Source organism: Polynucleobacter sp. JS-Safj-400b-B2, assembly GCF_018881975.1.
Lineage (GTDB): Bacteria > Pseudomonadota > Gammaproteobacteria > Burkholderiales > Burkholderiaceae > Polynucleobacter.
The window spans coordinates 1-11,832 of sequence record NZ_JACVPJ010000009.1 but is presented as its reverse complement, the minus strand read 5'-3'; the positions used below and the strand labels follow the sequence as shown (position 1 = coordinate 11,832).

The 11,832-nt window shown below is 46.5% G+C and carries 12 protein-coding genes and 1 tRNA gene; 8 read left to right on the top strand and 5 right to left on the bottom strand.

Annotated features, from left to right (window positions below):
• Positions 1 to 17 precede the first annotated feature (17 nt).
• On the top strand, positions 18 to 1,127 hold the full coding sequence (locus ICN48_RS13890; protein WP_255539534.1) for an alkyl sulfatase dimerization domain-containing protein: 1,110 nt from the start codon (positions 18 to 20) through the stop codon (positions 1,125 to 1,127).
• 76 nt (positions 1,128 to 1,203) lie between these two features.
• Here ICN48_RS13890 and ICN48_RS09960 read toward each other — a convergent pair whose 3' ends face one another.
• Positions 1,204 to 2,454, bottom strand: coding sequence for a CaiB/BaiF CoA-transferase family protein (locus ICN48_RS09960; RefSeq protein ID WP_216153542.1), 1,251 nt, complete (start codon positions 2,452 to 2,454; stop codon positions 1,204 to 1,206).
• Positions 2,455 to 2,530: 76 nt separating this feature from the next.
• Between ICN48_RS09960 and ICN48_RS09955 the strand changes: the two genes are divergently transcribed.
• Together ICN48_RS09955 and ICN48_RS09950 are read left to right on the top strand one after the other, a co-directional pair.
• A complete protein-coding gene (locus ICN48_RS09955) occupies positions 2,531 to 3,520 on the top strand; it encodes a tripartite tricarboxylate transporter substrate binding protein (RefSeq protein ID WP_216153541.1) in 990 nt (329 codons plus the stop codon).
• A 7-nt stretch (positions 3,521 to 3,527) separates the two neighbouring features.
• Positions 3,528 to 4,325: an enoyl-CoA hydratase/isomerase family protein gene (locus ICN48_RS09950; protein WP_216153540.1), complete on the top strand. Its 798-nt coding sequence runs from the start codon at positions 3,528 to 3,530 to the stop codon at positions 4,323 to 4,325.
• On the opposite strand, the gene hemW is transcribed toward ICN48_RS09950, so the two are convergent.
• From hemW to rph, 3 genes are read right to left on the bottom strand one after another with little or no spacing between them, the layout of a single operon-like run.
• Positions 4,322 to 5,551 (bottom strand): radical SAM family heme chaperone HemW, encoded by a 1,230-nt coding sequence (hemW, locus tag ICN48_RS09945; RefSeq protein ID WP_370624200.1) that lies wholly within the window; start codon positions 5,549 to 5,551, stop codon positions 4,322 to 4,324. The genes ICN48_RS09950 and hemW overlap by 4 nt on opposite strands.
• Positions 5,502 to 6,092: an RdgB/HAM1 family non-canonical purine NTP pyrophosphatase gene (gene rdgB / locus ICN48_RS09940; protein ID WP_216153539.1), complete on the bottom strand. Its 591-nt coding sequence runs from the start codon at positions 6,090 to 6,092 to the stop codon at positions 5,502 to 5,504. The genes hemW and rdgB overlap by 50 nt, the downstream gene beginning before the upstream one ends.
• A 19-nt stretch (positions 6,093 to 6,111) precedes the next feature.
• Positions 6,112 to 6,852, bottom strand: coding sequence for a ribonuclease PH (gene rph / locus ICN48_RS09935; protein WP_216153538.1), 741 nt, complete (start codon positions 6,850 to 6,852; stop codon positions 6,112 to 6,114).
• A gap of 55 nt (positions 6,853 to 6,907) precedes the next feature.
• Between rph and ICN48_RS09930 the strand changes: the two genes are divergently transcribed.
• The 4 genes from ICN48_RS09930 to ICN48_RS09915 are packed head-to-tail and all read left to right on the top strand — an operon-like array spanning position 6,908 to position 11,148.
• Positions 6,908 to 7,837: a YicC/YloC family endoribonuclease gene (locus ICN48_RS09930; protein WP_216153537.1), complete on the top strand. Its 930-nt coding sequence runs from the start codon at positions 6,908 to 6,910 to the stop codon at positions 7,835 to 7,837.
• A gap of 15 nt (positions 7,838 to 7,852) precedes the next feature.
• The gene (gene gmk, locus ICN48_RS09925) at positions 7,853 to 8,491 is read left to right on the top strand and encodes a guanylate kinase (RefSeq protein WP_216153536.1); all 639 of its coding nucleotides are present in this window, start codon (positions 7,853 to 7,855) and stop codon (positions 8,489 to 8,491) included.
• A gap of 44 nt (positions 8,492 to 8,535) precedes the next feature.
• Positions 8,536 to 8,739: a DNA-directed RNA polymerase subunit omega gene (gene rpoZ, locus ICN48_RS09920; protein WP_011902918.1), complete on the top strand. Its 204-nt coding sequence runs from the start codon at positions 8,536 to 8,538 to the stop codon at positions 8,737 to 8,739.
• Between the two features lie 15 nt (positions 8,740 to 8,754).
• Positions 8,755 to 11,148, top strand: coding sequence for a RelA/SpoT family protein (locus tag ICN48_RS09915; protein ID WP_216153535.1), 2,394 nt, complete (start codon positions 8,755 to 8,757; stop codon positions 11,146 to 11,148).
• Positions 11,149 to 11,160: 12 nt separating this feature from the next.
• Here the strand turns inward: ICN48_RS09915 and greB are convergent, their stop codons facing one another.
• Entirely contained in the window at positions 11,161 to 11,661 is a 501-nt protein-coding gene (greB, locus tag ICN48_RS09910) for a transcription elongation factor GreB (RefSeq protein ID WP_216153534.1), read from the bottom strand.
• An 18-nt stretch (positions 11,662 to 11,679) separates the two neighbouring features.
• Here greB and ICN48_RS09905 point away from each other — a divergent pair.
• Positions 11,680 to 11,756, top strand: a tRNA-Arg gene (locus tag ICN48_RS09905).
• The last annotated feature ends 76 nt before the right edge of the window (positions 11,757 to 11,832 follow it).

The following is an 11,832-nucleotide window of genomic DNA, read 5'->3' as shown; positions in this document are numbered from 1 at the left end:
TTCACAATATTTACACCTTGCGCGGCGCTTTAGTTCGCGACTCCTTGGCATGGTCTAAGAATATCAATAACGCCTTATATCGCTCTGGCAATGAAAGTGAAGTCATGTTTGCATCGCATACTTGGCCACGTTGGGGTAATGAACGTATTCAGGAAGTGATGCGTACGCAGCGCGATAGTTATGCTCACTTGCATAATGAAGTCCTTCACCTAGCAAATAATGGTGTGACCATTAATGAAATTCAGAATGTCTACAAGCAGCCCGAAAGCTTAAAGAAGCAGTGGGCTGCCCATAGTTATCATGGATCTGAAGAGCACAATAGCCGCGCTGTGATTAATCGTTATCTGGGTTATTGGGATGCTAATCCAGCAACGCTGGCACCACTGTCGCCAAAAGACTCAGCGCCACTGTATGTCGAGATGATGGGTGGTTCAGCCAAGATCATGGCAAAGGGTAAAGAGCTCTATAAGCAGGGTAAGTACCGCGAGGCTATGGAGATTGTGAATAAGTTGGTCTACGCACAGCCGAACAATACTGCCGCAAAAGACTTGCTTGCTGACATCTTTGAGCAGATTGGTTACCAAAAAGAAAGCCCAAGTATGCGTAATAGCTTCTTGGGAGCTGCTTACGAACTTCGACATGGTATGCCATCAGGCGCCTCGCCAAAGTCTAATGGCCCAGACATGATCAAAGGCATGACAACCGAACTCTGGCTCAATGCCTTAGCTATCAGCATGGATAGTAAAAAAGCAGCAGGTATGAATTTTGTCATCAATCTTTCTACTCCAGACAATGGCGAAAAATTCGTGATTGAAATGAGTAACTCTGCATTGACCAACATTAAGGGTCAGCAGGCCAAGAACCCTAATCTGACTATTACGCTGAATCGAAGTGATCTTGAGCAAGTAATGGGCGGCCAAACGACTTTTGACAAACTCTTAGCTGAAGGCAAGGTAAAGTTTGATGGCGATCGCAAGCCATTTGATCAGCTCAGAAGCACCTTGACTGTCTTTGTGCCTGATTTTGAACTCATGCCAGGGACAAAAGGAAAGGTCGCCCCTAAACCAGCATCCCCAGCTAAAGATCCATTTGCCGCACAAGAGATGGCAATTACAGCTGGCGAGTAGTGAGTTACTCTTGCCAAGTAAAAAGGGCTCCGTTGGGCCCCTTTTTACTTATTCTCTTCGCTGATCAAGTTGCAATCTATGGTGCAAAAGCACCGCCAGCTTCTAAAGACTTCAGTTCATCGCCTTCAATACCCAGTTCTGCTAGAAGCTCGCTGGTGTGTTCCCCCAGTAAAGGAGGGTGACGATATACCTGCTGAGGCGTGCCATTCATTTTGACGGCAAAGCCAATGTTGGGAACTGTGCCTTCAATAGGGTGGTCAATCTCCATACGCATCTTGCGATGACGACCATGTTCACTATCAAATGCTTCTGGGTAGGTATTAATTGGACCTGCTGGAATACCTGCAGCCAGAAGTGCATCAACCCATTCATCAGCAGTTTTAGTTGCAAATGACTTCTCTAGTTCTGCGGCGAGCTCTAAACGATTTGCCAAGCGCAATGGATTCGTTTTGAAGCGTGCATCATCAAATAACTCTGGATGTTCAATCTTGTCACACAGTAATTTCCAGAGTTTTTGATTGGTAGCGCCCATGACAAAGTAACCATCCGAAGCTTTCATGGCTTGGTAGGGCGCACTCATATGATTTGCTGTCCCAAGCTTATAAGGCTCCACCCCAGTACCCCAATATTGAGCGGTATCCCAGATAGAAAATGCCAAAGCAGAATCAAAGAGTGAGGCATCAATAAATTGACCTTCGCCAGTTTTCGTCTTGCCGATATAGGCTGACAAAATTCCATAAACCGCAAAGAGTGCGCAACCAATATCAGCTACCGGCACGCCAGCTTTGACGGGAGGTCCATCTGGATAACCTGTGACGCTCATGACGCCAGACATTGCTTGCGCCATCAGATCAAACCCAGGGCGATCTGCCCAAGGGCCGGTTTGGCCAAAACCAGAGATGCTGGCATAAACCAAGCCCGGGTTGATGGCTTGCAAAGAAGGATAGTCAATCCCTAATTTCTTCATAACGCCTGGTCGATAGTTCTCAACCAAAATATCAGCAGTCTTGACCAATTCAAAAAATACTTTTTTACCCGCTTCAGTTTTGAGATTAAGAGTCAGACTGCGTTTATTGCGATTCATATTCAGAAAGCCCATGCTGTCTGAACCTTTCATTTTGAATCCCATTGCCCCACGTGTTTGATCACCAGTACCTGGAGGCTCAATCTTGATAACGTCTGCACCTAAGTCGGCCAAGAGCATGCAGCAGTAGGGGCCGGCCATTACTTGACTTACGTCAAGAACGCGCACTCCAGAGAGGGGTAATGGCTTTGATGATCGCTGATGAGTATCATCTAATGCGTCATTTATAGGTGTTTTCGTCATTGTCTCGATTGTTCTTATATGTTTAGAATTAACTACTAATAGTATCAAACACAATAAAAACAATTTTGGAGACTTTATGTTGCTTAAAACGCCTCAATGGGCTGTTCGTAGTTTGCTAGCAATTACGCTAGCCACGACCCCATTTTTTGCTTTGGGACAGCAAGCCTTCCCAACAAAACCGATTCGACTGATTGTTGGATTTGCACCTGGCGGTGGCACAGATATAGTTGCTCGTGCAATTGCGCCTAAGATGGGTGAGATTCTCGGTCAAAGTGTGATTGTTGAAAATAAATCTGGCGCAGCTGGCACCATTGCAGCCGATCAAATTGCTAAAGCAAATCCTGATGGATATACCTTGCTCGTAGGGCATTCCAATTCCAATGCAATCGCACCTTTTGTTCTCACTAATGTTCAATACAATCCAGCGACAGATTTCACGCCCATTACTTATTTGGGATATGTTCCTAACGTTCTAGTTGTGAAGGCTTCATTGCCCGTGAACTCAGTAGCGCAACTCATTTCACTTGCAAAAGCAAATCCAGGTCAGATGACTTATGGTTCCTCTGGCATTGGAAGTACTCAGCATTTAGCGGGCGCTTTATTTGCCAAGATTGCTGGTATTCAACTGAATCACGTTCCTTACAAGGGTAGCGGTCAAGCGATTATTGATTTGCTTGGTGGCCAGATCACGATGAACTTTGATACCTTGCCGCCTAACCTGCAACAAATTAAGGATGGTAGCTTGAAGGCGCTAGCGATTTCAACACCTAAACGCTTGCCAATTCTTCCAAACGTGCCAACATTTAATGAAGTTGGCATCACTGGATTTGATGTCACCAATTGGTACTCTGTCATGGGTCCGAAGGGGATGGATCCAGTTGTAGTCAACAAGATTGATCAGGCAGTGAAGGCTGCCATGGCCGATCCACAGATTAAAAAGACACTTAATTCGCAAGGCTTACAGCCAGAAGGCCCTACCACACCAGCAGCGTTCAGCTTATTCTTGGCTGGGGAGCTTGCAAAGTATCAGCGTCTAGTAAAGAGTTTGAACATCAAGGCTGAATAAGCGTTTTATGACACAACAAGAAAATGCGGGCAATATTGCGCAAGTTACACTAGAGATACGCGATAACATTGCCCACATTACCTTTGACCATGTAGCGGCGCGCAACGCGATGACCGTCAGCATGTATCAGAGCTTAAAGTCAATCTGTGAAGATATTGCCAAGAATCCAAAGGTACGTGTAGCCATCTTTCGTGGTGCTGGCGGAAAGTCCTTTGTCTCGGGTAGCGATATCGCCCAATTTGCTCATTTTCGAAATGGTAATGATGGGGTCCGATACGAAGAGGGCATCGATAGTTACCTAGCGCCATTAGCAACATTGCCTATTCCAACAATTGCTGTGATTGATGGCATGGCAATAGGCGGGGGCTTAGCAATTGCATCATGCTGTGATTTCCGTATCTCCACTCCTGGCGCTAAGTTTGGTGTGCCTATTGCTAAAACCCTGGGTAATTGTTTATCTGCCGGCAATGTGGCTTGGCTAGTCGCCCATTTGAATATCAATATTGTGAAGCGCATGTTACTTTTGGCGGAGATGATTTCTGCTGAAGAGTTAGCAAAACAAGGCCATGTTCTTGCTATCCATGAGCAGGATCAATTGAGTCATGAGGCTGACAAGCTTGCAGAGCGCCTGAGCAATCTAGCGCCTATTACACAAAAATCCAGCAAACTTGTATTGGCAAGATTAATTAAAAATAATTTGCCCGATTGCAGTGACTTAATTAGTGAAACTTACGGAAGCGATGATTTTAAGAATGGCGTGGCATCGTTCTTAAAAGGCCAGCCACCTAATTGGACTGGAAGCTAATCCAAAAACATCTCTTGAAGATTGTTCAGGTAACGCATTCCCAGTGGAGTGGCCTTGAGTTGACTGGGATTCTCATCGAGCAATTTCATATTACTAGCCTCGGAAAGACCCTTACTAATCACATTTAAAGGTAGGCCTGTACGTTCACTAAAGGTATTAGTAGCAACGCCATCAGTCAGTCTTAGGGTATTGAGCATAAATTCAAAAGGGAGATCCTTGGCTTCAATCGACTTGGATTCAATTAAGGCATTGCCCTTGGATTCCATTGCCTGCATATACGTTTCAGGGTGGCGCTCACGTACTTGGCGTGTAATCTTGTCGGGATAGGAAATCTTGCCGTGAGCACCTGCGCCAATGCCAATGTAATCACCAAAGCGCCAGTAGTTCAGATTATGTTTGCATTCTTGGTTCTTTTGGGCGTAAGCAGATACCTCATAGCGTTTGTAGCCCGCCCTAGTCAGTAAATCCAAATTCTGCTCAAAGATGGCATCGACTTCATCATCGTTTGGTAATTGCGGAGGAAAGTTTGCGAAGTAGGTGTTGGGCTCTAGCGTGAGGTTGTAGAAAGATAGGTGTGGCGTTTTGAAGGAAAGTGCTGTCTCCACATCTGCCTTGGCTAACTCTAAAGTCTGTTTTGGGAGGCCATACATGAGATCAAGATTTACTGATTTAAAGTGTTTCAGCGCAATTGCAATTGCGCGCCTAGCTTCTTCACCATTGTGAATACGCCCCAAGGCTTTGAGCTGCTCATCTTGAAAGCTCTGAACGCCTATCGAAACTCGATTAATACCTGCCTTTGCAAACCCTGCAAATTTATCGGCTTCGATAGATCCTGGGTTGGCTTCCATGGTGATTTCAGCATCAGGCTCTAAGTTAACGCGGGCACGTACAGCGCAGAGTAATCGATCCATGCCTTCTGCAGACAAAAGGCTAGGTGTACCGCCACCAATAAAGATGCTGTGAACCTGACGTCCCCAAGTATTAGCCAATTCGGTTTCTAAATCGGCGATGAGTGCATTGATATAGCGATCCTCATCGAAGCCTGCTTTAGATACACTATCTTTAATTTGATGGGAGTTGAAATCACAATAGGGACATTTCTTTTCGCACCAAGGAAAGTGAATATATAAAGCCAGTGGTGGCAACGCAGTAAGACTGACTTTATTGGGGGTGGAATTAAGCACGAGATTTGAGTTGGGCAATAAGTTCACGTAAGGCTTGGCCACGGTGACTGATTAAATTCTTTTGCGCAGGATCTAGTTGTGCTGCAGTGAGATTTTGCTCAGGTAAGAAGAAATGGGGGTCGTAACCAAAGCCATTAGCGCCCGTTGCTTGTTCAATAATCTGGCCATACCAACGGGTTTGCACAATGATGGGCTCGGGATCATTGACGCTGTTGACAAACACTAAAGCGCAAACATAATGAGCGCCTCGATCTACCTGATCCTTTAATTCTTGGATGAGTTTTTGATTATTGGCTGCATCATTGCCTTGATCTCCTGCATAGCGAGCCGACAATACCCCTGGCATGTCATTTAAAGCATGGGCGCAAATACCCGAGTCATCAGCCAGTGCAGGTAAGCCAGATGCAGCGCTAGCATGACGCGCTTTGGCTAAGGCATTTTCTACAAAGGTATGATGCGGCTCTTCGGCCGAAGGAATGCCCAATTCACCTTGCGGAATGACCTGAAAGTTCAGGGGCGCTAATAGCGCCTGAAATTCTTTTACCTTACCAGCATTATTAGATGCGAGAACGAGCTTTTGCATTGCTTAAGTAAATATCAGTTTATTTAAGTGAGTCAATTTGAAATTGCGTGAGCTCTTCAATGCCTTGCTCAGCTAGATCTAATAAAGCATTAAGTTCTGATCTTGAGAAGGAGACGCCTTCGGCAGTGCCTTGCACTTCAATCATTCCGCCTTTACCAGTCATAACGACATTCATATCGGTATCACAAGAAGAATCTTCCGGGTAATCCAAATCTAGCACTGGCACCCCTTGATAAATACCAACGGAAATTGCAGCAACGCTATCAATGATGGGATCCTTAGCGAGTGCGCCACTTTTCAAAAGTTGGTTTACTGCATCGCGAGCAGCAACATAGGCGCCAGTAATAGAAGCTGTGCGTGTGCCGCCATCTGCTTGCAGTACATCGCAATCGAGGTGAATCGTTCTTTCGCCGAGAACTTTTAAATCAAAGACGCTACGCATAGCGCGGCCAATCAGGCGCTGAATTTCTTGAGTACGACCGGACTGTTTGCCGCGGGCTGCTTCACGATCGCTGCGGGTATGGGTAGAGCGGGGCAGCATGCCGTACTCAGCGGTTACCCAGCCCTCGCCAGAGCCTTTCTTATGAGGAGGCACCTTTTCCAGGATGCTGGCAGTACACAGGACCTTGGTGTCCCCAAAGGCAATCAATACTGATCCTTCAGCATGCTTAGTAAAGGCCCTGGAGATGGTGACTGGGCGTAAATCGGTTGGCTTACGACCGCTTGGGCGGGCAATATTGGCTGAGTTAGCAGTGCTCATAAAGGGGGTCCTGTAAGGTTGGTGTCTAGATTAATAATGAATCTACAATGTCCATATGATATCGAGCATGACTGGTTATGGCAGCGCTTCTCGCCAAGTCTCCTTAGGAGCGGGTGTAGTTGCTGATCTGCAGGTGGAATGTCGGGCTGTTAATAGCCGCTTTCTGGATCTTGGATTTCGTCTTCCGGACGAATGTCGCGGGGCTGAGCCTGCCTTGCGAGAAATGGCTACCCAAAGCCTTTCTCGAGGCAAGGTGGAGTTTAGGGCGGCATGGCGAGTCAATAGCGCTGCTGCGGGCGCCGCCAAAAGTAATCCGCACGCCTTGGGAGCAATCAATCGAGATCGTCTCGATGCTTTGTATACCCTCCAAGAAAAAGCCCAAGAATCTTTCCCTAAAGCACAAGAGCTCAGTATTGCTGAAGTTCTGTGTTGGCCTGGCGTTGTTTCTGAACCGCGGGGTGAAGAAGATAGCTGGATTACTGCTGCAGTCGAAGCCGGGCGTGCAGCCTTAGCCGTTCTGATGGAAAGTCGTCATGCTGAAGGTAAAGCCTTGGTTGGCGTATTAACCAGCATTATCGGCAAGATGCGTGAGATCGTAAAGGTCATAGAGCCCAAGATTCCAGAATATGTAGCGCAGTATCAAGAAAAGCTCACCGAGCGTTTGGCGGAAGCGCTGGCAACACAAGAGCAAGCGAAAGCTGGCACTGAGTTGATGGAGCGCATTCGTCAAGAGGTTGTTCTATACGCGGTACGGATTGATGTGGCTGAAGAGTTCGCGCGCTTAAAGACCCATCTTCAGGCTGTTGATAATGCACTTGCAGGCAAAGGCCCAGTTGGCAAGCGCTTGGATTTTCTGATGCAAGAACTCAATCGCGAAGCCAATACCTTAAGTTCAAAGTCTGTATCCGAAGAGTGCACGCAAGCAGCCCTAGAACTCAAGTTGTTTATCGAGCAAATGCGTGAGCAAGTTCAAAATCTCGAGTAATCTATTGATTGATTTATGACTAACGCTAACCTGACCCCATCTTATCAAGGCAGTATGCTGATGATTGTTGCGCCTTCAGGCGCAGGAAAATCTTCATTAGTAAATGCTTTGCTAAAAGAGGATGCCGGACTTAAATTGTCTTTATCAACAACCACTCGCACGCCAAGACCTGGAGAAGTGGATGGCAAGGACTATCGCTTTCTGACTAAAGAAGATTTTCTGCAAGAGCGCGACCAAGGTCATTTTTTGGAATGGGCTGAAGTCCATGGCCATTTTTATGGCACTTCAAAACCTTGGATTGAATCCCAAATGCAGGCGGGTAGCGACGTCATGTTGGAGATTGATTGGCAGGGCGCTCAACAAATTCGGAAGTTAATTCCCTCGGTGCAGTGGATCTTCATCTTTCCACCCTCAATAGAGGCTTTAGAAGAGCGTCTTCGTAAGCGTGGTCAAGATGATGAAGCAACGATACAGCGCCGCTTGTCAGCTGCTCACGTAGAGCTTTTGCATGCTCCTGAGGCGGATTACATTGTGGTAAATGATTCTTTTGAGCAAGCATTGGTCGATTTAAAGCGCATTCTGGCTTCAAGTCGTCTACGTTCTGGGCCCAGTATGGCCAGAAATCCAGCTCTTTTAAAGCGGCTTGGGGTCTAATCAGTTATCCTATAGGTATTGAAGCTAAATTAAGTGAGTCCAGCATGGCACGTATTACTGTAGAAGATTGCCTTAAAACTATCCCTAATCGTTTTGAATTGGTTTTGGCCGCGACTTATCGCGCTCGCCAGTTGGTACAAGGTCACTCCCCACGTGTTGAGTCCAGAGATAAAGCTACCGTAGTTGCTTTGCGTGAAGTAGCTGCTGGTGTGACTGACCGTGACATGTTGACCAAAGTACCTCTGTAATTAAGGAGTTCCGGTGTGGAGCTTCCTTTAGGAATAGTTAAAACATCGGAAAAAGTAGGAGGCGTCTCGTCTAAGGATGCTTCGCTTGGCTCAGCTCAAGCACAGCTGTTGGATGAAGACTCCGACACACCCAATCAAAGTGGTAAAAAATCGATTATCGCCAGCTTATTGGCGCAATCGAGCCGTCATTTATTTGGCCCAACTTCTGCGCCCAGCCTTCCACTAAAACATCAGGTAGTTTCGATAGAGGGTTTGCTTGCAAAACTCTCTTACCTCAAACCTGAAGAGATTGTGCAAATCAAAAAGGCATTTCAGTTTTCTGATGCCGCCCATTTAGGGCAATACCGTCATAGCGGAGAACCATACATAACCCACCCAGTTGCTGTAGCAGAGCTTTGTGCGACTTGGCGCTTAGATGCGCCATCCATCATGGCCGCTTTAATGCATGATGTGATTGAAGATACTGGCTGTACAAAAGCAGACTTAGTTGAAAAGTTTGGCAATAAGGTAGCTGAGCTAGTTGAAGGATTAACGAAACTTGATAAATTAGAATTTCAAAGCCATGCAGAAGCTCAAGCAGAGAGCTTTCGCAAAATGTTCATGGCAATGGCACGTGATGTCCGCGTCATTCTAGTAAAGCTTGCTGACCGCACTCACAATATGCGTACCCTAGATGCTGTGCCGATGGAGAAGCGTCGTCGTGTAGCTGCTGAAACAATCGAAATCTATGCACCTATTGCGCATCGTCTCGGATTAAATGTGATTTACCGTGACCTTCAGGATTTGAGTTTCCGCTATTCCATGCCTATGCGCTTTAGGGTTATTGAGGGCGCAGTAAAGCGGGCGCGTGGCAATCGCAAGGAGATGGTTGAAAAGATTTTGCAATCCTCTCGTATGGCTTTTGCTAAGGCCAACTTAGAGGTTGATCTCCGCGGTCGTGAAAAGACCCTCTTTAGCATTTATCACAAGATGCGCTCAAAGCATTTAAGCTTTTCACAAGTATTAGATGTTTATGCATTCCGCGTAACGGTGAATTCGATTGACGAATGCTATCGCGCTCTTGGTATCTTGCATGCGCTATATAAGCCCATGCCGGGTAAGTTTAAGGATTACATTGCCATTCCTAAATTAAATGGCTATCAATCCTTGCATACGACCTTATTAGGTCCATCTGGGGTGCCGGTAGAGTTCCAGATTCGTACAACTGAAATGCATGCGGTAGCTGAAGCAGGTGTGGCAGCACATTGGGCCTACAAGGACGGCTCTCCTGATATGAGTGAAGTGCAAAACCGCGCTCATCAATGGCTACAGTCTTTAATTGATATACAGGACAGCAGTGGCGACTCTCAAGAATTCTTAGAGCACGTCAAAATTGATTTATTCCCCGATGCAGTTTATGTATTCACGCCAACTGGACAGATCAGAGCATTGCCAAGAGGGGCGACAGCCCTAGACTTTGCCTATTCAATTCATAGTGATTTGGGTAATACTTGCGTGGCTGTGAAGATTAATGGCCTGCAATTGCCTTTGCGCAGCGAGCTAAAAAATAGCGATATTGTGGAAGTGATTACCTCTTCAAACTCGCAGCCCAACCCAGGTTGGTTAGCCTTTGTGCGTACCGGCAAGGCACGTGCTTCAATTCGCCATTCTTTAAAAACAAAACACTATTCTGAATCGCTTCAGTTGGGCGAGCGTCTATTAGCCAATGCATTGCGCCAGCAGGGTGTAGATGCTGCATTGCTGAGCCCTGAGATTTGGGAAAAGCTAATGCACTGGACCGGTGATAAAACGCGTGAAGAAGCTTGTGTCAATATTGCTTTGGGTAGGCGCTCACCTCAAGAGCTAGCTATTCGCCTCAAAATTCTGATTGATGATGAGGGCGGTACTGAGCAGATGCGTTTAGGTGTTGCAGATTGGGTTGCACCAAATCAAGAAATAGGTCATCACCACCAACGTCAAGCCATATTGGTAGATGGACGTGAGGGCAACTCTATTCACTTTCAAACCTGCTGCCATCCTATTCCTGGCGACAACATCATTGGCTATCTCGGCAAAGGAGAGGGCCTGCAAGTCCATACCAATGATTGCCCGTTAGCGTTACGTATGTTGTCTAAGGACAGTGATAAATGGGTTGAAGTGGAGTGGGGCAAAGAACTCAATCGTGAGTTTGAATTGGATTTAGCTATTGATACACGACAAGGTAAGGGTGTGTTGGCTAGAGTAGCGAGTAGTGTTACTTCTGCAGATTCCAACATCATGAATGTATCGATGGAAGATCGCTTCAAAGAAGATTCCGTCACCATCCGTTTTACGATCCAGGTTTACGATCGCCTGCATCTCTCTAAAGTGATGCGCAGCCTACGCGCCAATCCTGATGTCATGCGGGTCACTCGAACTCGCGCAACATAGTCCTCTTAAGTTCTATAGATACTGAACGTCTAAGATTTCAATTTGAGCAGGGCCTGTTGGTGTTTGAATAAAGACACAATCTCCGATCCGAGATTTGATCAAGGCTTTTGCTATAGGTGATACCCAGCTCACGTGCCCCTTATCTAAATCCACCTCGTCCACACCAACAATGGTGATGGTGGTTTCTTTGCCGGCCTGATCTCCCTCTAGGGTTGAGTAAGTCACAGTAGCGCCAAAGAAAACCTGTTCAGCGTCATTTTCACCAGATTTTCGGGCGGCATTATCGACAACTACTGCAAATTCAAGACGTTTGTTGAGGAAGCGGATCCGCCTATCAATCTCCCTAAGGCGCTTTTTTCCGTAGATATAGTCCCCATTTTCGGATCGGTCACCATTGCTGGCGGCCCAGTGGACTACCTTTACAACCTCCGGTCTATCAAGGTTTAAGAGCTGTAAGAGCTCGGTCTTAATCCGTTCGTGACCAGCAGGGGTGATGTAGTTCTTCTCTTCCATGGCATAATTATGGCTGTTGCGGCTGTAGCTCAGCTGGATAGAGTACTTGGCTACGAACCAAGGGGTCGTGGGTTCAATTCCTGCCAGCCGCACCAACCTATATAGCTCAGCGGGCGATGCCCTTTTGAGTTTGTATCATAGAAGTACTTTTGTATCATAGAATCCCCCAAA